General features: G+C 61.8%; 30 protein-coding genes and 1 tRNA gene. 11 read left to right on the top strand and 20 right to left on the bottom strand.

Annotation, left to right across the window (positions count from 1 at the left end):
• The first annotated feature begins 10 nt into the window (after positions 1-10).
• From ABWV53_RS18345 to ABWV53_RS18315, 7 genes are all read left to right on the top strand, one after another.
• A complete protein-coding gene (locus ABWV53_RS18345; RefSeq protein WP_353367581.1) occupies positions 11-325 on the top strand; it encodes a hypothetical protein in 315 nt (104 codons plus the stop codon).
• The gene (locus tag ABWV53_RS18340; RefSeq protein WP_353367580.1) at positions 326-547 is read left to right on the top strand and encodes a hypothetical protein; all 222 of its coding nucleotides are present in this window, start codon (positions 326-328) and stop codon (positions 545-547) included.
• Between the two features lie 69 nt (positions 548-616).
• A complete protein-coding gene (locus ABWV53_RS18335; RefSeq protein WP_353367579.1) occupies positions 617-820 on the top strand; it encodes a major capsid protein in 204 nt (67 codons plus the stop codon).
• 134 nt (positions 821-954) lie between these two features.
• Positions 955-1299: a hypothetical protein gene (locus ABWV53_RS18330; RefSeq protein ID WP_353367578.1), complete on the top strand. Its 345-nt coding sequence runs from the start codon at positions 955-957 to the stop codon at positions 1297-1299.
• 36 nt (positions 1300-1335) lie between these two features.
• Complete coding sequence (locus ABWV53_RS18325; RefSeq protein ID WP_353367577.1) at positions 1336-2682, top strand: virulence factor TspB C-terminal domain-related protein; 1347 nt, start codon at positions 1336-1338, stop codon at positions 2680-2682.
• Between the two features lie 2 nt (positions 2683-2684).
• Positions 2685-2975 carry a DUF2523 domain-containing protein gene (locus ABWV53_RS18320; protein WP_353367576.1) on the top strand — a complete coding sequence of 97 codons (291 nt, stop codon included), beginning with the start codon at positions 2685-2687 and terminating at the stop codon, positions 2973-2975.
• Entirely contained in the window at positions 2976-4004 is a 1029-nt protein-coding gene (locus tag ABWV53_RS18315; RefSeq protein WP_353367575.1) for a zonular occludens toxin domain-containing protein, read from the top strand. It abuts the gene before it with no gap.
• Positions 4005-4135: 131 nt separating this feature from the next.
• Here ABWV53_RS18315 and ABWV53_RS18310 read toward each other — a convergent pair whose 3' ends face one another.
• The gene (locus ABWV53_RS18310; protein ID WP_353367574.1) at positions 4136-4486 is read right to left on the bottom strand and encodes a hypothetical protein; all 351 of its coding nucleotides are present in this window, start codon (positions 4484-4486) and stop codon (positions 4136-4138) included.
• A 440-nt stretch (positions 4487-4926) separates the two neighbouring features.
• Here ABWV53_RS18310 and ABWV53_RS18305 point away from each other — a divergent pair, with 440 nt between their 5' ends.
• From ABWV53_RS18305 to ABWV53_RS18295, 3 genes are all read left to right on the top strand, one after another.
• Positions 4927-5508 carry a recombinase family protein gene (locus tag ABWV53_RS18305; protein WP_353367573.1) on the top strand — a complete coding sequence of 194 codons (582 nt, stop codon included), beginning with the start codon at positions 4927-4929 and terminating at the stop codon, positions 5506-5508.
• Positions 5509-5517: 9 nt separating this feature from the next.
• On the top strand, positions 5518-6522 hold the full coding sequence (hrcA, locus tag ABWV53_RS18300; protein ID WP_353367572.1) for a heat-inducible transcriptional repressor HrcA: 1005 nt from the start codon (positions 5518-5520) through the stop codon (positions 6520-6522).
• 47 nt (positions 6523-6569) lie between these two features.
• A tRNA-Ile gene (locus tag ABWV53_RS18295) sits at positions 6570-6646 on the top strand.
• Positions 6647-6716: 70 nt separating this feature from the next.
• On the opposite strand, the gene ABWV53_RS18290 is transcribed toward ABWV53_RS18295, so the two are convergent.
• From ABWV53_RS18290 to ABWV53_RS18210, 17 genes are all read right to left on the bottom strand, one after another.
• The gene (locus ABWV53_RS18290; protein WP_353367571.1) at positions 6717-7820 is read right to left on the bottom strand and encodes a tyrosine-type recombinase/integrase; all 1104 of its coding nucleotides are present in this window, start codon (positions 7818-7820) and stop codon (positions 6717-6719) included.
• Positions 7820-8038, bottom strand: coding sequence for a DUF4224 domain-containing protein (locus tag ABWV53_RS18285; RefSeq protein ID WP_353367570.1), 219 nt, complete (start codon positions 8036-8038; stop codon positions 7820-7822). Before ABWV53_RS18285 ends, ABWV53_RS18290 begins: the two co-directional genes overlap by 1 nt.
• Before the next feature lie 226 nt (positions 8039-8264).
• Complete coding sequence (locus ABWV53_RS18280; RefSeq protein WP_353367569.1) at positions 8265-8879, bottom strand: hypothetical protein; 615 nt, start codon at positions 8877-8879, stop codon at positions 8265-8267.
• The gene (locus ABWV53_RS18275) at positions 8876-9031 is read right to left on the bottom strand and encodes a hypothetical protein (RefSeq protein WP_353367568.1); all 156 of its coding nucleotides are present in this window, start codon (positions 9029-9031) and stop codon (positions 8876-8878) included. Before ABWV53_RS18275 ends, ABWV53_RS18280 begins: the two co-directional genes overlap by 4 nt.
• Positions 9032-9038: 7 nt before the next feature.
• Positions 9039-9569 (bottom strand): hypothetical protein, encoded by a 531-nt coding sequence (locus ABWV53_RS18270; RefSeq protein ID WP_353367567.1) that lies wholly within the window; start codon positions 9567-9569, stop codon positions 9039-9041.
• Positions 9570-9643: 74 nt separating this feature from the next.
• Positions 9644-10141: a siphovirus Gp157 family protein gene (locus ABWV53_RS18265; protein WP_353367566.1), complete on the bottom strand. Its 498-nt coding sequence runs from the start codon at positions 10139-10141 to the stop codon at positions 9644-9646.
• Positions 10142-10306: 165 nt separating this feature from the next.
• Positions 10307-10972 (bottom strand): hypothetical protein, encoded by a 666-nt coding sequence (locus ABWV53_RS18260; protein WP_353367565.1) that lies wholly within the window; start codon positions 10970-10972, stop codon positions 10307-10309.
• Between the two features lie 45 nt (positions 10973-11017).
• The gene (locus tag ABWV53_RS18255; RefSeq protein ID WP_353367564.1) at positions 11018-11686 is read right to left on the bottom strand and encodes a DEAD/DEAH box helicase family protein; all 669 of its coding nucleotides are present in this window, start codon (positions 11684-11686) and stop codon (positions 11018-11020) included.
• A gap of 205 nt (positions 11687-11891) precedes the next feature.
• Positions 11892-12065 (bottom strand): hypothetical protein, encoded by a 174-nt coding sequence (locus tag ABWV53_RS18250; RefSeq protein ID WP_353367563.1) that lies wholly within the window; start codon positions 12063-12065, stop codon positions 11892-11894.
• Positions 12066-12130: 65 nt separating this feature from the next.
• Positions 12131-12352 carry a hypothetical protein gene (locus tag ABWV53_RS18245; protein WP_353367562.1) on the bottom strand — a complete coding sequence of 74 codons (222 nt, stop codon included), beginning with the start codon at positions 12350-12352 and terminating at the stop codon, positions 12131-12133.
• 10 nt (positions 12353-12362) lie between these two features.
• Complete coding sequence (locus ABWV53_RS18240; RefSeq protein ID WP_353367561.1) at positions 12363-12566, bottom strand: hypothetical protein; 204 nt, start codon at positions 12564-12566, stop codon at positions 12363-12365.
• Positions 12563-12937 (bottom strand): hypothetical protein, encoded by a 375-nt coding sequence (locus ABWV53_RS18235; protein ID WP_353367560.1) that lies wholly within the window; start codon positions 12935-12937, stop codon positions 12563-12565. Before ABWV53_RS18235 ends, ABWV53_RS18240 begins: the two co-directional genes overlap by 4 nt.
• Positions 12937-13125, bottom strand: a complete 189-nt coding sequence (locus ABWV53_RS18230) for a hypothetical protein (RefSeq protein ID WP_353367559.1) — start codon at positions 13123-13125, stop codon at positions 12937-12939. The genes ABWV53_RS18235 and ABWV53_RS18230 overlap by 1 nt, the downstream gene beginning before the upstream one ends.
• A gap of 168 nt (positions 13126-13293) precedes the next feature.
• Positions 13294-13611, bottom strand: a complete 318-nt coding sequence (locus tag ABWV53_RS18225) for a hypothetical protein (protein ID WP_353367558.1) — start codon at positions 13609-13611, stop codon at positions 13294-13296.
• Positions 13601-13777: a hypothetical protein gene (locus tag ABWV53_RS18220; protein ID WP_353367557.1), complete on the bottom strand. Its 177-nt coding sequence runs from the start codon at positions 13775-13777 to the stop codon at positions 13601-13603. Before ABWV53_RS18220 ends, ABWV53_RS18225 begins: the two co-directional genes overlap by 11 nt.
• Before the next feature lie 791 nt (positions 13778-14568).
• The gene (locus tag ABWV53_RS18215) at positions 14569-14781 is read right to left on the bottom strand and encodes a hypothetical protein (RefSeq protein ID WP_353367556.1); all 213 of its coding nucleotides are present in this window, start codon (positions 14779-14781) and stop codon (positions 14569-14571) included.
• A 1-nt stretch (position 14782) separates the two neighbouring features.
• Positions 14783-15271 carry a hypothetical protein gene (locus tag ABWV53_RS18210; protein ID WP_353367555.1) on the bottom strand — a complete coding sequence of 163 codons (489 nt, stop codon included), beginning with the start codon at positions 15269-15271 and terminating at the stop codon, positions 14783-14785.
• An 84-nt stretch (positions 15272-15355) separates the two neighbouring features.
• On the opposite strand from ABWV53_RS18210, the gene ABWV53_RS18205 reads away from it, so the two are divergent.
• The gene (locus ABWV53_RS18205) at positions 15356-16027 is read left to right on the top strand and encodes an SOS response-associated peptidase (protein ID WP_353367554.1); all 672 of its coding nucleotides are present in this window, start codon (positions 15356-15358) and stop codon (positions 16025-16027) included.
• A 40-nt stretch (positions 16028-16067) separates the two neighbouring features.
• On the opposite strand, the gene ABWV53_RS18200 is transcribed toward ABWV53_RS18205, so the two are convergent.
• The gene (locus ABWV53_RS18200; protein WP_353367553.1) at positions 16068-16949 is read right to left on the bottom strand and encodes a DNA adenine methylase; all 882 of its coding nucleotides are present in this window, start codon (positions 16947-16949) and stop codon (positions 16068-16070) included.
• A gap of 38 nt (positions 16950-16987) precedes the next feature.
• On the bottom strand, positions 16988-18709 hold the full coding sequence (locus ABWV53_RS18195; RefSeq protein ID WP_353367552.1) for an AAA family ATPase: 1722 nt from the start codon (positions 18707-18709) through the stop codon (positions 16988-16990).
• Positions 18710-18743 lie beyond the last annotated feature (34 nt).

Here is an 18743-nt window from a genome sequence, read left to right as displayed (position 1 = left end):
GAAAAACACCATGCGATTCAACTCCCAAGTCACCGTCCACGGTATCAAGGAAAGCAAAGGCACCTTTGAAGGCAAGCCCTTCAGCAGCACGACCTTCCATGCCGAAGTGGACCTGAAAGAAAACGGCGCAGGCCGCAGCCTCGGCCGCGTCACCCGGCCTTTCAAGATCAACGACGCCGCCGAGTTCGACAAGTGGGCACACCTCGGCAACGCCTTCCCGATCCAGTGCGATGCGGTGTTCGAAATGGAAGCCTCTCGCGAAGACGGCACCCGCCTTGTGCTGGTGGAAATCAAGCCGGTCGCCCGCGCCAAAGCCGCTGCCTAAATGCGCCTGCTCATCCAGTCCCAAACCACTGGCCGGTTCCTGTGCCCGTCGCTCGAAGACGGAACGCCGGAATGGGTGCCCAGCCTGCGCGAAGCGGGCGGGGGTGTCGTGTTCGACGTCGAGTCGGCGCACCAGCTTGTGCACGACTGGTGCGAGCCCGAAGACCTTCCGCAACTCATCGACCTCGATCGCCTCGGCACAGAGGCCGACTACCTGCCATAGCAATTTCAGCCGGTAGCCCTGCGTGCAGGGCCTCCGGGTGCAATTTCGCACCGTCTTTAGGAAACTGAAATGAACCGCTTCAACCTGCAAACCCTCCGCTACGCCGCCGTCGCTGCCGGCACTTCCCTGGCCGCTGCTGCTCACGCCGCAGTGCCCACCAATGTGCAGTCTGCCTTGGACGGCCTCTCGACCGACGCTGTGACCGTTGCCGGCATCGTCTTGGCCGCCGTCGTGGCCGTCTACGCCTTCAAGTTCATCCGCAAGGGCCTGTAAGGGCAGGGCGCTCCTGTGGTTCTGATAGCACCAATCCTGGCTGAAATGGGTGTGAACGTCGCGCTTGTCTCTGCCTTGGTGCTGTCAGCCCGCATCGCCATCTTTTGCCACCACTTCATCAAGCGGGGACTTTGATGGCCTATCAGGTTGACAGCGCCTGCTACAGCACCGCCCAACAGGCCGCGCAGGCTTCGGCCTCGCAGCATGTTGGCGCCGTCGTCTCTCACAGTGGCTCGGCCTACATCGTGGACGTGTCCGCAGTCGCCGACACCTCCATCACCTACCGGCTGCAGCCCGTTTCCGGCGGTACGCCCCTGCAAATGGTCTCCGGCTACACCGCCCAGCCCTGCAATCTGCTGCAGGTCTCGGACGGCCTTTCGATGGGATGGATGGTCGCCGGCGCTTGGTTCGGCGCTTACGCCTTGATCTTCATCGCTCGCAGTCTTTTCACGGGAGAACAACGTGATGGCGACACCTGACTTTTGGGCCGCGTTCGTCGGCGTGCTGGGGATGGCATGGATTTGCTGCGCACGCTGGTAGCTATAGCTGCCTTGGCTGCTGGCACTGCCCATGCCGGCTATGCCCAGCTTGCCAGCCCATCCGGCTTTACTACCAGCTCATACGGCTGGGGCTATGCGGCTGCATCGAACGATGCCGCATTCGGTCGTGTCCTCCACCAGCCCAACGGCCTTACAGCAAGCGTCGGGGGACAGGCTGTCAAGATGCCCGCCGCCTATCGCCTTGCCGCAAATGCACCTCGCGTTGCTGCGGCCGTCATTTTTGCCAACCCGGCCTTGCGCACCGCAGCCGGAATAGCGTCTTGGCTCGGTTTGGGCAAGGTCGTTTGGGACGCCGTTGAGGAAGTCTGGAAAGAGGTCAGTCCCGCCGCTGATGGATATGCCTACTCAGTTATTGGTGCTGGTCGCGAGGTGTGGACTACCAGCCCTGCGTCTGCCTGTCAGGCGTGGATTGCCGATAACCCTGGCTCCGATACCGTTGTCCGGGCCTACGTCTCCAACACCGCTACAAGGTGCGTCCACGCTACCTACAACAAGAAGACCGGCGAAAAACTAGGGGAGGGCGAAGTCACTATTGGTAGCCGCTCACAAGGGCCTATCGGCTGCCCTGCGGGATGGACATTTTCCCCCGCTGGCTGTCTGAGTCCAGCCCTGCAGCAGCCGCAATTCGTGGAGCTTCTCAATCCCGCTAACCAGCCCGGCTGGCCCATGCCCGATAGTGTGCCTTTGGAGCTTCCTCGGCCTACGACCCTGCCTGTCGAGCAGCCCTTCATAAACCCTTCTCCCGGCCCAAACCCAGCCCATCGCCCACAGTTCATCCCTACCGGCAATCCGGTGCGAAATCCGAACTACGACCCAAGCGCCGCCCCTGGCCCCAACAACAGCCCATGGCTGCAACCCGGCGTGCGCATGGTCCCGTCGCCCACCCCGGCAGAGCCGTTCCGCGTGGACTACCAGCCGGTCAATCGGCCGGTGGACTCTCCCAACCCCAATCCTGAGCCATCGCCGGACGGTGAAGACAACCCCGACGACAAGCCGAACCCCGAGGATCAGCCTTCGCTCTGCGAAAAGCACCCCGATATCGTGGCCTGCCAGAAGCTCGGCGACCTGACTCCTGAGACGCTCAAGACCAGGACCGTCACGCTCGATCTCAAGCGCGAAGACGGCTTCGGACCAGCTAACGGAAGCTGTCCTGCGCCCAAAGAGTTCGCCGTGTTGGGCAAGACCATGGCCTTCCGCTGGGACTTGCTCTGCGACTTCGCCAGCGCCATCCGACCGCTCCTGATCGGCTTCGCGTATCTCTCCGCTGCCCTGGCCTTCATGGGCCTTTCTAGAAAGGATTGACCATGGAAGGAATCGCAGAGTGGCTCGCCAAAATCTCGTGGCCGTTGGTGTCGCGTGTGATGGTCGCGCTGGGCTTCGGATACACCACTTACGAAGGCGCCGACACCGCATTGAGCGGTGCCATGAACGCTGCAAAGGCCGCATTCACCGGGTTCGGTGGTGAGGTCCTGCAACTGCTCGCCATGGCCGGATTCTTCGAAGCCATGGCGATCACAAGCGGCGGCATCGTGTCGGGACTCGCCTGGATGGTGATGAAGAAATTCGCTCTCCAAACCACCGGGCAGGGCGCCTAAATGCTCACGCTCATCACTGGCGCCCCCGGCACCGGCAAATCGGCCGCGCTGGTCTCCATGCTGGAGGAGCTAGGGCAGGGTAGGCAGATCTACGCCAACGGGATCCCCGATCTCAAAATCGATCACATCGAGCTGGCCGAACCCGAGCGCTGGCCCGAGCTGGTGCCCGATGGCTCGTTGATCGTCATCGATGAGGTGCAGCGCATATGGCGCCCGCGTGGCCCTGGCCAGAAGGTGCCCGATCACGTCGCGCTGCTGGAAACCCACCGCCATCGCGGCCTGGATTTCTACATCATCACGCAAGGCCCGAACCTGGTGGATTCCAACGTGCGCGCCCTGGTCGGGCGGCACGTCCACCTCCGCGACCTGGGCATCCTCGGCCGTTGGTGGTACGAATGGCCCGAGTGTGCGGACAACTGCCGCACCGCCTGGAAAAACGCGCCGATCAAGAAGCGCTACCGGCTCCCTAAGCACATATTCGCCAAGTACAAAAGCGCCTCGGTGCACATCAAGCCGGTGCGCTCTGTGCCCTGGATGTTGGCCGTGATGGTTGCCGCTCTGGTGCTGGTCGGCGTGCTGTCCTGGTACGCCTACAAGGCGATCAACGCCCGGATGAATCCCGCCCCAGCAACTCCGCCGCCGACGTTGCCGCAGCCGCTACCAGGCGCCACCGTGCAGGCCCCAGCACCTGCCACGCAACAGGCACCACCAGCGCCACCCGATGAGCGCGTGGACTTCATCCCGAGGTTGAGTGACCGCCCTTGGACCGCACCAGCCTACGACCATCTGCGCAAGGTCGTCTCAATGCCCACCATCACAGGCGCGATGTGCATCAACGACAAGTGCGTCTGCTTCTCCGGAAAGTCGCGCCTCTCAGACGTGAGCAGCGACGCCTGCAACGACTGGCGCGAGCAGCGCCCGTTCAACCCTTACGCGGCCGACGTGGTTGCCGAAACGCCTTCGGCGAATACACCGTCCCGACCGGCCGAAACTCCGCCTGCTCAGCCTTCGACCGCAGACGCAGGCTAGGCCGCCGCCGCCGCCACGGCCGGCCCAGCGCCCAACGCATCGCGAAACCTGTCGCCACGGCCAGCGTGGACGCAATCCAAGGGTGGGTCGCAACCCAGGCGAGAACTGTGTTCATCCGGCCAGTCTACCGATTACATCGAGCTCCACTTGTGCATGCGCATCTCCACCATCCGCGCCTTGAACGCATTCATGGTCGATGTGTCGCAGCTAAATGCCAACCCCAACGACCCGCAGGACTGGCGAACAGCGGCGGCCAGCTCGCGTGCCTTCCGCGCCGCTTCCTTCACCCAGGCCGGCGTCCGCTTGGCTTCCGGATACCGCACCATGCCCGCCGCCTTGAACGCCCGCGCACGCTCAGCGCGAATGGCCCGCAGAACCCTGGTCGTCGGCCTCGGCAGCGCCCACACCAGCACGCGGCCGAAGTTCAGCACCAGCTGCAGCGCCATGGCTTCGGGAAACTTGCGGTAGTTAGCTGCGATCATGGTGTTCTCCTGAAGGTGTACCGGGCCCCTAGATTCCGAGCCGGTCAACAGTGGTCTGTTGTCCGTGCAAGCGGCCTCTGCTTGCACCGTTCCCCTGAGTTCTTCGCCGTGCCATTAGCGGTGCCGGGATTGGCTTTCGGAAGGGGGAGGGTTTGTAAATCGAAGATTTATGGATTCCCCCTGGAGAAAGACAAAGGGCCGCAGGCCCGCTCCTGGCTTAGCGTTGGCCGAAGAGGCGAAGAACTCAGGGGAATGGTGCGGGACGCGATCTGTGACGGGCAACGGACGCCGCGCGGCGAGCGCCCAAAGCTGCGAAGCAAGCTCTGAATGAGTGTTTGTGGCTGCTCCTTCCCATCGCACTGCGGCAGCACATTAAGCGACTCTCTGCGCCTCGCCGCTCGGGTACTCTCTTTGCTCAAAAACAGAGTTGGGAGACACGGTTGACCGTCTACGGATATGCCCGCGTCAGCACACTAGAACAGAACACTGCCGCGCAGCTTGCGGCCTTCAAACGTGCCGGCATTCACCATGTTGTTCAGGAGAAGCGATCAGCGGTCAAAGATAGGCCAGAGCTTGAGCGTCTGCTGCGAGTGCTGCAGTCCGGCGATGTGCTCGTGGTCTACAAGCTGGATCGTCTGGCCCGTTCCGTGTCCCACTTTGTGAAGGTGTTCGACGTTCTCAAAGGGCGCGGCGTCGGATTTCGTTCGCTCACCGAGGCCATCGAAACTGACACCCCGCAAGGCCGCATGTTTCTTCACCTGTTGAGCGCTTTCGCCGAGTTCGAACGGGAGTTAATCCGTGAGCGCTGCCTTGCTGGTCAGCGTGCCGCTAGGGCGGCTGGAAGGACGTGGGGAGTCAAGAGAGCGCTATCTGACGAGGACACCGCGCAAGCCGTTGCAGCATGGCGCAGTGGGTGGTACACGCAGGCCGTTTTGGCCGACATGCTGGGGATCTCTCAGGCGTGCATGCGGGACCACATCCACCGTTTTGAGCGTCGCGGCCGGTGGGCATTACAGCCGTAAAATGAGTCGATGCTCGATGACCGGTCCAAGTTGTTGCTGAAAGCGCTCGTGGAGCGGTACATCGCCGACGGCCAGCCCGTGGGGTCGCGCACCTTGTCGCAGGCGTCGGGGCTCGATCTCTCGCCGGCCACCATCCGCAACGTCATGGCGGACCTCGAGGATCTGGGGCTCATCGCCAGCCCGCACACGTCGGCCGGCCGCGTGCCCACCGCCAGGGGCTACCGGCTGTTCGTCGACACCATGCTGACCGTGCAGCGTGGCCCGTTGATGACACCCGAGCTGATGCCCGAGCAGCCGCAGAAGGTGATCGCCAATGCCGCGCACCTGCTGTCCAACCTCTCGCAGTTCGTCGGCGTGGTGATGGCGCCGCGCCGGGCGTCCGTGTTCAGGCACATCGAGTTCCTGCGGTTGTCGGAGCGCCGGTTCCTGGTGATCATCGTGTCGCCCGAGGGCGACGTGCAGAACCGCGTCATCTTCACCGACGCCGACTATTCGCAGTCGCAGTTGGTCGAGGCGGCGAACTTCCTGAACGCCCACTATTCGGGGCTGACGATGGAGCAGGTGCGCGAGCGGCTCAAGAGCGAGGTCGACCAGCTGCGGGGCGAAATCTCCGACCTGATGCAGGCCGCGGTGAACGCAGGCACCGAGGCCATGACCCAGTCGCAGGACGAAGTGGTCTTCTCGGGCGAGCGCAACCTGCTGGCCGTGAGCGACTTTTCCAGCGACATGGGCCATCTGCGCCGGGCGTTCGAGCTGTTCGAGCAGAAGACGCAGATCCTGCGGCTCCTCGACATCTCCAGCAAGGCGGAGGGGGTGCGCATCTTCATCGGGGGCGAGAGCCACGTGGTGCCCTTCGAGGAACTCTCGGTCGTCAGCGCACCGTATGAGGTGGACGGGCAGGTCGTGGGCACGCTCGGCGTGATCGGGCCAACGCGCATGCCCTACGACAAGATGATCCAGATCGTCGACATCACCTCGCGCCTGGTCAGCAACGCGCTGAGCCATCGCAAGTAACCACATACAATCGCCGGGTGTCTTGCCGACTGCGGCGCTGGCGCATCGGGGCGTTAGCTCAGTTGGTTAGAGCAGGGGACTCATAATCCCTTGGTCGTCGGTTCAAGTCCGCCACGCCCTACCAACAACCATGCGGAAGTAGCGCTACAAAAGAGGTAGCAAAACTTCCGCAATTTTTGGGGCTGTTCCGCAAATCAGCGCTGCAGCTTCACCTTCCGGCCCGCCTTGTGCCGGATGTAATCCGCCGTCATGGCCTCGGTGGTGTGCCCCAGCAGGGCCTGCGCCGCCTTGGTGCCGGCCGCGTCGTCGGTCTCGGTGGCCGCCCGGGCGCGGAAGTCGCGGAACTGGAATTCCCCCTTGGCAATGCCGGCCTTTGCCCTGGCGTGGTCGAAGCGATATCGCATCGCGTCGGCGGTGAGCGGCTGGCCGTTCTCCTTGACCAGCAGCGCCAGTGAGTGGACGCTGCCCAGCTCGCGCTTGAATGCTCGGATTTCCTCCAGCAGCGTCGCCAGCTCCCCGGCCACCTCGATGCGCAGGCGCGCCGCCGTCTTGCCCTGCCGGACGTGCAGCACCCCGTCCTTGATGTCCGCCTCGGTGATCTTGCGCACATCGGCAGGCCGCTGGCCGATCAGTTCGGCCAGGCGCATGGCGAACTGCAGCGGTCGGTCGGCAACCGCCATCACGCGAGCCACCATGTCGTCATCGGGCGCCGTCTCCCGACCGGTCTCCTTGAACCGCTGGATCCCAGCGCATGGATTGGCCATGGCGGTCAGCCCTTCCTCGCGCGCGAAGTTGAACATGTGGGAGAGCAGCGCCTTGGCCCGGTTCGCCCGGACCTGGCCGTGGGTGGCCGGCACCGGGGTGGCCGGCCTGCCGCCTTTGGCGCGCTCCGCGCTGCGCGCCACCGCCGCCTTGCGGGCCTCTTCGGCGCGCCACCGCATGAACTGGCGGATGTGCTGGGGCTGCACGTTCTCCAGTTCCGCGGGCGGGTCGTTGAAGAACCGCAGCACCCACGCCTTTTCCCTCTCGTCGCTGTCCTGGCTGCCCAGCGCCTTCTTCGGCACGACCTCGGCGAAGTAGCGGGCCACCAGGTAGGCCACGGTGATTGCGCCATCGGCTGGTCCCTTCCGGCTGGTCAACTCGGCCCATTTCTGAACGGCCAGCACGTAGTCGGACCCCAGCGGGATCTCCACGCGAGGCTTCCCGCCGGTGTCGAGGTAGTAGTGGATCTTCTTGCCGCGCTCGCGTGCGCGCATGCCTGGCGGCAGATTGGTCCAGCGAGTCGGCTTGCGGCCCATCAGTGTGCTCCAACAACGCGCGGCGTCCAGCCGTTTTGGCGCGCGGCGGGCTCGGGCGTCCGGCCCTCGACCGCCGCGCGGGTGACCACCGGGTGGCCGGTGGCGCTGACGCGGAATGGTATGCCTGCCGAGCGGAGCCAGGCGATCTGCTTGGACTTCATCTTCCGGCTGGTCAGCCGCGTCAGGTCGTCGTCATCGAGAAACAGTCCGGTGGACATGCTGCCTCCAAAAAGGAAGCCCGCTCAAGGCGGGCTGTGGGTCTGTGGGGATGGGGGCGCGGTGGGCGCGCTCACTGCAACGCCGCGCGCTGCGGTTGTTCCGGCTCCGGCTCGGGGTACTCGTCCTCGTCCGTGTCTCGCTCAGCTCGCCAGTCATCGCCGGAGAGAGGGGAGAAGCCTGCCCAGCGGGCGGACTCGGCGGCTTGGCGTTCGCGGGCACGGCGGCTCATGCTGCGCCTTTCTGGCTCTGGACGGCCATGTAGTGGACGATGGCGGAGCCAAGGAACTCCTGGAGGTCAGCGCTGCTGCGGAAGCCTTGAACCTTCCCGGCGATCTCGAAATGGCGATAAAGCTCGTCGGCAGTGATGCTGAGCGCCGCTTCATCCACAGCATCCCCTGCTGGCGCTTCCCCACCGGGGGCGGCGAGCTGTTCGAGCCAGATAGCATCGCCGGCACTTTCGCAGTTGCGGCCGTCAGGATAGACCTTCACCGGGAATTTTGGTGGCTCGACATAGCAAACCGTGCGCTGCGCCTGCATGCGCTCCACGGGGTACGTCTTGCCGTGGTAGTGCAGGACGAATTTCGCCCCGGCCTTGAACGCCTTCCAGAGTTCCGCAGGCGTTTCGTAAGGGAGCTTGTTCCAGACTGGCGCCGCTTGCTCGGTGGTGGGGGCCGGGGCTGCTGCGCTGAGAGCAGCGATCAGTGCGTCTCGCGCCGCGGCTGTCTTGGCGTTGTACGTGTGGCAGCCGAACGCATGCCGGGCCTCCGCATATTCATCGGCCAAGCGCAGCGCCTCCGGCACGGCGGCGAGCGGCTGGGTGGGGGTTGGGGTGGTGGTCATGGGTGATCCTTCGCACAGGGGACTTCCTGCTTTTTCCGACTCCAGAAACTGTCGCCGCTCTCGACGATGCAGACCGGGCCTTTCGGCGCATCACGGACTTCCTGGATGCCGATGGTCATCCCGACGCCGAACAGCATTCCGATCAAGAACATGGGCATATCAGCCTTCCTTGCTTGCATTGAGGGTGGGAGGGGCGGCGGCGATACGGTGGTGCCGCTCGACCCACTCCGCCACCTTTCGGAACGTCTTGCTGTCACATGGGCAGAAGGGGTTGCTTGTGCTGAAAATCGATTCGCGGCCGGCTTCCATCTGCGCCAACGTCAGCGGCTTGCGTTTCCACCCATCAGCCAGCGCTGCATTGGGCTGGACGCTGGTTTTCCGAGCCCACCGCACACCTGCTGTCCAGACATCGAAAGGCTGTAGCCGCCCGTCCTTTTGTTCGTCGTACCAGCCCTCGAAGGCGCGACGAACCTTGCAGCAGACGCCGAAATGCATATCTGCCGCTGCGCAGGTGCAAATTCCTTCCAGCAGCGCTGCATTGGGCTGGGGTGCGGCGAGGGCTGCGTGCTGTTCCCGGAGCATGGCTGCCGCTTCCAGCAGGGTCGCCTGGTTGCCGCAGAATTCGGGCCGCATGCGCTCCAGCGTTTCGGCAAGGCGCAGCGGGTCTTGGGATGGGGTGGTGTCAGCCATGCGGCCTCCAGAGGGTTTGTGCCCCGGGTGGGGCGGGTCGGTCGGTGGCTATCTGCCGGGGTGGGCCGGCGCGCTCAGCCAATCGTCAGCCGGTCTTTGCGCACGATGCGCGCCCCGGCAACGGCTTCGCCTGCCTTGATGGCTGCTTTGATCTTGGTCTTGCTGGGCGTGGGTGGCTTGGGGTCGTTGCACAGCGCCGGTGGGAACGTGGCGCCTTCTTCGATTTCCACCGACTCATCTCGGTCGGGGTAGAGCTTTGCGCCGAACAGGCCCGACTCGTGCTTTACCTCGGTCACGCCGGTGGCACGCATGCAGTCCGCCACGTAGGCTCGGAACCGCTCCAGCCTCCGCTCCCGTGCATCAACCTTCGCCGCCATATCTTTCAGCATCGACTTGGCGCTGGCGATCGTTGCTTCTTCTTCCTTGGCATAGGCAACGCACGCCACTGCCTTCTGCTCAAAGAGCGCGCGGTTGTCGGCATAGGCCTCGATAATCTCGCCCGTTTCTGGATCGGCCTGATTCACGGACTCGCGCACCTGCTGCGCCAGGTCGAAGAGGGTGAGTGCTGTCATGTTCGTCCCCAGGAAAGAAGAAGGCCAGCGACTTGTTCAGTGCTGGCCTTGGATTGGATCTGCTTTGCCTCGCGGCGCTTCTGGACGTACCGCGCATGCGCCCGGGCTCTTGCCGCTTTGCCCTTGGGCGAGCGGGCATACGTGCCGTAGTCCTTGACTGGCATTTCACCAGGGAATGTCGTCACCCATGTCGTCAAACCCGCTGCCTTGCGAGGCCTGTTGCGGGGAGTGGCGGTCCTGAGCCTGGCGGGCGGCCGGTGCAGGGCCTTTCTTGAGCGGGCGGTCAGTCACCGTCGCCATCACCGAAGCCAGCTTCTCGGGCTTCGTCTTGCGGTCCAGAATCTCGCTGGAGGTGAATTCGGTCGCCGCTTCGAACGGAACGAGGGGCTCCAAGCGCCAGCCCGTCTCGCCGGTCAACATGCCGTCGCGCATCTTTTCGTACTCGGTGTTCCGCAGCACCAGGCCCACGGGCTTGCCGATCAGTTCAGGAAACACGGTGGCATCCACCTTTTCGATCTGCTTGGTGTCCCAGTTGTACCGGTCCACCTTCGCGGGGGCTTCCGTGACCTGGCGGAGCTTCATGCACGCCAGAAGGGCGTTCACGAACTTGTAGCCCGGCAGGTGATCGCCGGCGCCGTTGATCGTCCACACGTCGAACCGCGTGGTGCGTTTGTCTTCGGCTTCGAAGGTGAAGCCGACGCCGTGTGTGCCCTTCTGTTTGCTGACGAGCTTTTCCGCCCGGGTGAACTGGCCTTTGTACTTGCCGGTCTCGTTGAGATAGGCGCCGAACTGGTCGGCTTCGCGGGCTGCTTGGGTGTCGAGTGCGTACATGAATTCCTCTTGATGACGCTTGGTTGCCAAAGAAAAAGCCGCTGGTTAGGCGGCTTCGGTGAGTTGGTAGTAGCTGAATATCGCCGCGTCCACGGCTGCCAGGTCGTTGTCGATCTGGTCCGAATCGAAGAGGCCGAGCGGTGCTTTCACCGTGTCGAGGCCGCTGTTCTGCGTCGTGAACAGGTACTGACCATTGATGACCGCGGTTCGCAGGACGATGGTCAACAGGCCTTCCAGCGTGATCTTCTCGTCCAGCAGCTTGCCGATGGTCTTGGCTTTGATGCGCCCGTTGTCGTCTTCCTGCGTGTGGCCCAGGATGTAGACGCGCTTCGTGTCGCCGAGCTGGCTGGCCGCCATGAGAATGTCCCAGGCGTTGCGGGCGATCTCGTTGTACTTGGCGAACGCGGCGTTGCCGGTTTCCTTGTCCAGCACGCGGCGCATGAACTCGTTGGCCAGGATGTACTGGAAGTCATCCAAAACGATCACATCGCGCTTGGTGCCGCGCATGATCTTGATGATCTGAGCAGCTTGGTCGGTGACGAAAATGTTCCCACCCGGGGTCTTCTCCTTGTCGAAGTGCGCCCAGCCCTTAGCGCGGAAGGGGAGCGGCTTCTTGACGGCCTGAATCAGCAGGCTGTGCGCAGGATCGAGATTGCGAAGGCTGGCGGTCTTGCCAGTCCCGGACTGGCCGAGAATCATGCAGGCTATGGACATGGTTTTCCTTGGTTGCGGCTTGGTTTTGGTCGTGTTCGATTTGGGCGCAGGCCATCGCCTCGTCCCATGATTCCTGGAGCATTGGGTGAGTCATGTGATCCTCAATGTGGTGGTGGCAGGAATGCGGTGATGACGCCAGCCGCGAAGCCGGCGAGGGCGAAGCACGCGAGCGTCAGGGCTGCGAGCTGGATGGTGCGGAGGAAGGTCATGCGCGAGCCCTGAGCATCGCGTCGGCGATGCCATACGCTTCATCGCCAAGTTGATCGACCGTGCAGTTGACGATCGCCCAGCCCTGTGCGGTGGACGCCTGGACTGGCCCGCCTGGGTTGGCGAGCAGGCCCTGCAGCGCCTTGGCCGCGAAGTAGTCGCGCAAGGTCATGCCTTGGTTAAGGATTGCGCCTCCTGGAGAAGCCAGTGGGTATGCTGGACCGCCCGCCTTCATGCTCATGGCACCTCCTTGAAGCAAGTCAGCACATCGCCCTGCCACTCAAATGCGCGGCCCTGGCAGACCTTGCGCGCAGCAATGTCCCGCGTGCTGATGGCTTCGTCTTCGTGCTGAGCAGCTGCCAGGGATTCGTCGGCGGCGAATGCGCCCACCAGCAGATGGGCGGCGCCTGCGATGATGAGCAGCAAGAGCGCGTTCTTGATGTTCTCGATGGGTGGCATGTCGGTTCCTTCAGGTGGTGGCCCGGAAGAGGGCGATGCGCGCCCGGAGCTGGGCGGCGGGTGTGTCGGTGCAGCCGGCGAGAACGGCTTCGGCCTCGGCCAGCAGCGCGCGGGCGGCGTCGAGGCTCTTGGCCTCACGCTGCGCGCGCTGGCTGGCGCGGATGAATGCGGGCGATGGAGGCGACCAGGTGCGGCGGGTGACGTCGGTCGTCATGCTGGTCTCCTGAAGGCCGGCGCTCGCTTGATGGCCACGGCCATCCGGCCGAGCTCAAACATCAAGCCGCTCCCGGCCGCGTCAGTGCTCAGTCCGTTGGACCATTCCTCGCAGGCATCGCCAAGCAGGTTGCCGTGCGCCCAGCAGAAGCAAGGAACATGGGCCTTGAGGTGGTCGCGCAACGCGGTGCACCGGCGACAAGTCTTGAACACGCTCACCGAGCCATCCCACTTGCCAATGACACGTTCGTACGTCTCGCCGGGGCTGATGGCGCGGCCGCATTCATCGCACCGGTGTGCCTTGCGCGCCGTGGGCACGCTGACGCTGTAGAACTCCGCCGGGTCGTAGTCGCAGTAGCAGGCATCGCTCATCACGACACCCCAGGCTGCGCCGCAGCGCGGATCTGCAGGTTGAGCGCCACGCTGTCGCGGATGGCCTCGCGGTGCTCGATCTCGGCCCGTACGCGGCGGAACTCGTCTTCGGAGATTCCTGGCACTGGTGGCACTGGCCAGAAGCGGTGCAACTGCGCTGCGATCAGGGGGTCTACGTGCTCGTTCATGGGTGCTCCGGGCATGAAAAAGCCCGCACGCGGCGGGCTGGTGGGGTGTAGAAAGACCGCTGCCGTGTGGCTGCCGGGCAAGAGGTTGCGACTCAGGCCTGACGCGGTGAAGGGCGGCTCTGAGCGGAGACGCCGGAAAAGGAAACGCCCTCGGGTTGAGGGCGTGATTTATGAGGCCTTGGATATCGCACGGCGCGCAGTCTGAACAATCCCTGGAAGATCACGGGGATCATCAGCCAGCGCAACAGCCTCTATGTGTCGCAGGGCTTTGAGCAGGTCAGTCTCGATGCATGTAAGGCTTGCCGTGACGCTGAGCCTCAAAATGAAGGGCTCGCCGCGGGCCGCCCCTTGCGGCGTTGTCTTGTAGTTCTTCGAGAACCAAGCGCGGTTTTCCTCCGCCAGCTTCTCGCTGTCAAACAGTAGTGCCCGCGGGTCTTCTGGCCAGCAAAGCGCCCAGGCTTTGAGCTTGCTGTGGTCAACGGCCATGAGCGGCATCCACAGAGGCCTTGGCCTGCGCCGGAGTTTGGCCACGTGCCGCGCAGCGAGTGCATGCGCAGGTGATTGGCAGGCCTTTGCCCCACTGGATGAGACGCAGGCAGGGCTCTGGCATCACACGCTGGAATTTGACGCCGGTGATCGTGATGTCTTGCATGTCGTTCTCCTTGAAAACAGAAACGCCTTCGACGTGAGGGCGCTTGAAATAGGTGCAGGGCTTCCACCTGCTGCGCACACGGCCAGGAACCCCTGACCCGCGCTTGATGGTGGCCGGTGCTGATCTCCGGCTTATGGGGTGGCACTGATCCCATGCTTGCACGGTGTCTGTGTTTGCCGCCTGTACCACCTACGCAGGGGAAGCGCACATTGCTGTGGCCCCTGTCTCGTCTTGCTGCGCATCAGCCTGCGCATTCACCATCAAGGGCAAGCACTGCCGCGAATTTGTCCGGCTCTACCGGGGTCCAACGGGGTCGCCACCCACGTGCTTCGCAGTGCCTGCTCTTGATGGCCCTCTGAAGAAGGCTCTGCGGACATCTCCCCCTGTCACGGGCTTCCGCGTCGGCCTGGCGCCGTGTGCCCGATCACTATCGGGTGCCGCTTCTTCCCCGCCTCCAGCTTCGGGGCCGGAGGGTCGCCGCACGTTCTTGAAAGGGTGCGCCGCGTGTGCTTTTTCTTCTGCCGCACGGGATCAGGGGCAGGGCGGCCGGAGCCACCTGTTCATCCTCTCGCTGTTTTAACGATCAGTCGGGTTGCTCTCGATGGATTGGCCCCATCGCTTACCAGTCGGGGCTGGGGTGGCGATGGTTGAACTTTAGCGAAACGCAAAATGATCGTCAATAGCGTTACGCAAAATAAACGGTAAATTTCTCTACGCCCAGTTGGCTAAGCAGGGGCGACGGAACGAGCACACGAAAAAAGGCCCACGCGGTGGTGGGCTTGGTGACCGTCTCAGAACGGCGCCTGCGACACCGTGACGCTGGCCGGCCCCAACCCCGACCAGATCAGCGAACCGCTTGAGCGCTCGCGCACCTCGAACCAGTCGGGGAGCACTTGGCGCAGCTCGTACTCGGCCGCGGGCAGCGGCAGGATCTCCACGCAAGCGCAGGGCCCGCCCCACGATGGCATCGTCAACAGGGTTGGGTGGCCGGGCGGGGTGTTCATGTCATCGCTTCCAGTCGGCAGCGTCTGGATGGGCCGCCAGCCATTTCGCGCTGGAGCTGTGCTCATCGCCCGTGCGCTCCTCCACGGGCAGCCGCCGCACCCACTTCGACGGATCAAAGGGAGCCAGGGGTGGCGCATCCATGCTCATGCATGGGCGGACAAGCCACAGCTGCTGGTACTCGGCGCACCGCTGGTCTTCTCGGTTGGACTTGATCACGTAGCCTCGGAAGAGCAGCGCATCGCCCACCACGTCTACGACCTCGGGCTCGAACATGTGGAGCGTGGGGACCGGGGTGGTGCCCCAGTCGGTCAGCAGCTCCGCGCTACGCATCGACCGCCGGGACGCCATGGCCCGGCCGCCGTGCTGCACGAAAATCATCCGCCCACGGATCGGCGTCGGCCACTCTCCGGGCCGGAGCCGGATGCCATCGAGACGGAGGGTGGTGACTTCGCAAAACACTGTGTAAATATACAGCTTTTCGGCGAGCACGCAGTAGGGAAACCAGCGCTTTCGGCTGACGGGGCTGCAAGGGTTGAGCAGCCTAGGATGGCCGCTACACAGTCAGGAGCGCGCATGTGCAACACCTACAAGCCACCCGCAGACGTCAAGGCAATCGAGCAGTCCTGGGAGATCAGCAAGGGCCGTGGCAACGGCAGATGGTGGGATGACGTGCTCTACCCGCACGGCGACGGGCCCTTCGTGCGGCGCGCCAAGGGGGACGCAGGCTTCTCGCGCGAGCTGGTAGTGGGGCAGTGGGGCCTGATCCCCTGGTTCGCGAAGGAGGCGAAGCTCAAGTACCCGACCAACAACGCGCGATCCGAAGAGCTCGCGCAGAAGGCCAGCTATAAGGACCCATGGGCGCGCGGGCAGCGCTGCATCATCCCGGCCGAGACGTTTGACGAGCCGAATTGGGAGACGGGCAAGAACGTGTGGTGGCGGTTTCGCCGAGCGGATGGCCAGCTTTGGGGCCTGGCCGGCCTGTGGAACACCTGGACCGACAAGGCCACGGGCGAGGTACGCGAGAGCTACACGATGCTGACCATCAACGCGGACGACGATCCGCTGATGCGCCGCATGCACAAGCCCAACCCCAAACGGCCGGCCGACCGCCAGGACAAGCGCAGCGTGATCCCGCTGGCGCCAGAGGACTACGACCAGTGGCTCGCCGGCACGCTCAAGGACGCCCAGGCGTTGCTACGGCTGGCGCCGGTTGATGTCTACGACGCTGGGCCGGTGGCGGCGTAAAGAAGCCACTATGAGCGGCTTCTATGGGCGTGCAACGTGCTTATGCAGCCCGAAGTCCGAAGCGTTCGAACTCACTTTCAGGTAGGTTAAGTTGGCGGGAAAAGAACATGATCTCGGAGCCTTTGTAGCGAGTCTGGGCCGTGTAGTTCAGGCCATAGCTATATGCGGATGACATTGGACTGTACATATCGCGGATCTCTTTTACGTTGTCATAAGACACCATCCACCGCCGAGTGAAACGACTTGAGCCTAGGCATTTCGCAATCGCCAAGTGATCCTCATGGCTGTAGAAGTTGCGATACAAGCCTTGGCCCTTGACGTAGTAAGGGGGATCTAAATAGATCAGCGCATTGCTCGGCAGAAATGAAGCGCAGTTTTTCAGCAGCGACAATGCATCTTCGTTGTGAACGCTGATGTTGCCAGCGTTATCGGCTATGCGAGCAATGCGTTTTGCCAAAACGTCTTTCTTTAGCCGAGCATCCAACTTGTATTCACCAACTTGGGCAAGACCTCCGATCACACCGCCCTTGAGAACGCCAGAGCGATTGGTACGATTCATGAAAAGAGTCGCGAACCCGCGCTCGATTTGGCCAACCTTCACTTCCCCGCGCAGTACAGATCGCCAATAGAGCCATTGGTCCATGGTGACCGGTGTATCCCACAGTAATTTGAGAATGGCCTCGGGAGACTGTGTGACGCCAACCCAAAAGTCATAGACCGCGGTGTCGAAGTCGTTGATGTGGATGTGTGATGCAGCACCGTGGAAGAGCAGTTCCAGCGCCACACCCGCACCGCCTGCATACGGCTCCAGATAGTGCCCGCCCAATAGCCCGTTCTGCTCCATGACGCACGTGACCAAGGGCGCAAAGCGCGCCTTGCCTCCTGGGTATCGGAGAGGGGTGTATAGCTTGTTGGAGTACATGTCGGTCGATGAGTCGAAGACTGCGACTCTACCTGCTTTTAGGTAGCTTGGCCAGCCTTTGAATGCAAACGCTTTGACACCGTTTCTACCGCTTGCTCAAATGATTTTCTAAAGGCTTCCGTTTCATTTGGATAGATGATTGCCCATTGTTTTATGACACCCCAGTTGCGGAGAGCCGAAAATTTATCCTCCCACCATTTTTTGCTGCTGTTTCGGTCTTCGCTTTCGGTTGCGTGTCCGTCAAAAAATTGGGTAAAAAGTTTATCGGTCGACGGATTTTTTAAGGTTAAATTGAGCATGGCCCCATGATAGACTCCGTCAGCATCTGTAATCATTTTTTGTATAAAAGCTTTAATCGTATTTTCAGGCGATCTAGCGGTTCCTGATGAACCTGTAACGCATGGCAGTTTTGCCACATTTCCGCGAGCAGCTGCAACCCTGGAGATAGTTGTATCGCCATCTACAATTAGTACTCGGTCGGCGAATATGGGGTCTTTTGAAGGGAAGCCTAACAAACTAGAGCCCCCCACGCCCAATCCAATTAACCGAAGCGTTATGCCATATTTAGATGCGATACGGCTTCGAGCAATTGCCGGAATTAATTCTTCGCAGAATTGAACTGCTTCTTCATCTTCGAAGTATATGCCCAATATGGGTTTAGCTTTTTTCTTCGGCTCAACATCAATTCGCTGAGCCATATCATCGAGTATCGCCCTCAGGCTTTGGTCTTCTGCCATCCGTGGGTGGGCGGTATCCAGCAGATAAATAACTTTGTCCGGTGAGTTAACGTGGCCTTCCGGCCCTTCGGGATGCACCGCTTCTATCAGCATTGGAGAGTGGCTTGTTGCCACAATCTGGAGCGATAGTTTTCTGGCATGAGTTTTTAGCTGTTGGACCAGCCGTCCAATTGCATGCGGGTGAAAGCCTACATCTAACTCATCTATGACAAGGAGGCCGCCCGAGTAATCTTCACCCATCTCACGTTTCAAGTAATTAAACGACGCTAGTGCAGTAGCAATGCTCGCGAGACTGTCCTGTCCCATCGAGACGGATTGAGGGTCATGCCGGGCATAACCCGGTTGAGCGGTACGTTTCCGCGAGCCTTTGATACTCTGGGAGGTTACTTCAGAAGTGACGCCACTACCGATAATTATTTCCCCCACAAAAGACTTCATTAGTTTTCTATCTTCCTCGTGCATCTCCAGAGCATCAATGGAGACCTCTTTTTCTTCAGCCTCTCCGATAGATGCCAACCGTCGTATTCCAAGGTAAATGGTGGGCAAGGGAATTTTCGCGTCTGGACCAACTATCTGGGAATGGTCCGGTATCTCGCTGAGCTCGTCTGCTTCTTCCTCAATTTCCTCATCGTCGTAAGTACGAGGGACAACGCGTGCTCTTTGGTATTTATTCCGTTTGGTCAATGCGCAGCGCTTTTGGACTATTTGTCCATAGACATCTGCTGTCACAATGGGCGCGCTGCTGGGGTTATCCTTGGCTTTATCAACTTCGCTCAGCGCAAGATATATTATTCGCTCGATATTCGCGTAAAAAGGTTCGCCAAAATAGCTTCTGACTGAACTGTCGGTAATGCCGAACGTGTTAGATAGCAGGCCTAAAATGGTCGATTTGCCGATTCCGTTGTGCCCTGTGATTAGTGTGAGCCTGTCCGCCAAATCAATAGAAAGACGTGATAACTTTCTGAATGGCGGATGGGAGAATTTGATAGACTTAACAGTAATCTTATTGGTAGAATTTTTCATTTCGGTCTCCTGTCTATCCAGAAATGCATTCTTT

The organism is Acidovorax sp. FG27, from assembly GCF_040365715.1.
Lineage (GTDB): Bacteria > Pseudomonadota > Gammaproteobacteria > Burkholderiales > Burkholderiaceae_C > Paracidovorax.
This window is presented reverse-complemented; position numbering and strand designations above follow the sequence as displayed.

Coding starts and splice junctions, on each gene's coding strand:
- ABWV53_RS18240 (WP_353367561.1), bottom strand. CDS start 12,566: ATGACGACCGACGTCACCCGCCGCACCTGGTCGCCTCCATCGCCCGCA.
- ABWV53_RS18215 (WP_353367556.1), bottom strand. CDS start 14,781: ATGAACACCCCGCCCGGCCACCCAACCCTGTTGACGATGCCATCGTGG.
- ABWV53_RS18220 (WP_353367557.1), bottom strand. CDS start 13,777: ATGCAAGACATCACGATCACCGGCGTCAAATTCCAGCGTGTGATGCCA.
- ABWV53_RS18205 (WP_353367554.1), top strand. CDS start 15,356: ATGTGCAACACCTACAAGCCACCCGCAGACGTCAAGGCAATCGAGCAG.
- ABWV53_RS18255 (WP_353367564.1), bottom strand. CDS start 11,686: ATGTCCATAGCCTGCATGATTCTCGGCCAGTCCGGGACTGGCAAGACC.
- ABWV53_RS18330 (WP_353367578.1), top strand. CDS start 955: ATGGCCTATCAGGTTGACAGCGCCTGCTACAGCACCGCCCAACAGGCC.
- ABWV53_RS18235 (WP_353367560.1), bottom strand. CDS start 12,937: ATGAGCGATGCCTGCTACTGCGACTACGACCCGGCGGAGTTCTACAGC.
- ABWV53_RS18315 (WP_353367575.1), top strand. CDS start 2,976: ATGCTCACGCTCATCACTGGCGCCCCCGGCACCGGCAAATCGGCCGCG.
- ABWV53_RS18230 (WP_353367559.1), bottom strand. CDS start 13,125: ATGAACGAGCACGTAGACCCCCTGATCGCAGCGCAGTTGCACCGCTTC.
- ABWV53_RS18285 (WP_353367570.1), bottom strand. CDS start 8,038: ATGTCCACCGGACTGTTTCTCGATGACGACGACCTGACGCGGCTGACC.
- ABWV53_RS18310 (WP_353367574.1), bottom strand. CDS start 4,486: ATGATCGCAGCTAACTACCGCAAGTTTCCCGAAGCCATGGCGCTGCAG.
- ABWV53_RS18250 (WP_353367563.1), bottom strand. CDS start 12,065: ATGACCTTGCGCGACTACTTCGCGGCCAAGGCGCTGCAGGGCCTGCTC.
- ABWV53_RS18265 (WP_353367566.1), bottom strand. CDS start 10,141: ATGACAGCACTCACCCTCTTCGACCTGGCGCAGCAGGTGCGCGAGTCC.
- ABWV53_RS18290 (WP_353367571.1), bottom strand. CDS start 7,820: ATGGGCCGCAAGCCGACTCGCTGGACCAATCTGCCGCCAGGCATGCGC.
- ABWV53_RS18200 (WP_353367553.1), bottom strand. CDS start 16,949: ATGTACTCCAACAAGCTATACACCCCTCTCCGATACCCAGGAGGCAAG.
- ABWV53_RS18335 (WP_353367579.1), top strand. CDS start 617: ATGAACCGCTTCAACCTGCAAACCCTCCGCTACGCCGCCGTCGCTGCC.
- ABWV53_RS18345 (WP_353367581.1), top strand. CDS start 11: ATGCGATTCAACTCCCAAGTCACCGTCCACGGTATCAAGGAAAGCAAA.
- ABWV53_RS18320 (WP_353367576.1), top strand. CDS start 2,685: ATGGAAGGAATCGCAGAGTGGCTCGCCAAAATCTCGTGGCCGTTGGTG.
- ABWV53_RS18280 (WP_353367569.1), bottom strand. CDS start 8,879: ATGACCACCACCCCAACCCCCACCCAGCCGCTCGCCGCCGTGCCGGAG.
- ABWV53_RS18325 (WP_353367577.1), top strand. CDS start 1,336: ATGGATTTGCTGCGCACGCTGGTAGCTATAGCTGCCTTGGCTGCTGGC.
- ABWV53_RS18270 (WP_353367567.1), bottom strand. CDS start 9,569: ATGGCTGACACCACCCCATCCCAAGACCCGCTGCGCCTTGCCGAAACG.
- ABWV53_RS18340 (WP_353367580.1), top strand. CDS start 326: ATGCGCCTGCTCATCCAGTCCCAAACCACTGGCCGGTTCCTGTGCCCG.
- ABWV53_RS18225 (WP_353367558.1), bottom strand. CDS start 13,611: ATGGCCGTTGACCACAGCAAGCTCAAAGCCTGGGCGCTTTGCTGGCCA.
- hrcA (WP_353367572.1), top strand. CDS start 5,518: ATGCTCGATGACCGGTCCAAGTTGTTGCTGAAAGCGCTCGTGGAGCGG.
- ABWV53_RS18275 (WP_353367568.1), bottom strand. CDS start 9,031: ATGTTCTTGATCGGAATGCTGTTCGGCGTCGGGATGACCATCGGCATC.
- ABWV53_RS18260 (WP_353367565.1), bottom strand. CDS start 10,972: ATGTACGCACTCGACACCCAAGCAGCCCGCGAAGCCGACCAGTTCGGC.
- ABWV53_RS18245 (WP_353367562.1), bottom strand. CDS start 12,352: ATGCCACCCATCGAGAACATCAAGAACGCGCTCTTGCTGCTCATCATC.
- ABWV53_RS18195 (WP_353367552.1), bottom strand. CDS start 18,709: ATGAAAAATTCTACCAATAAGATTACTGTTAAGTCTATCAAATTCTCC.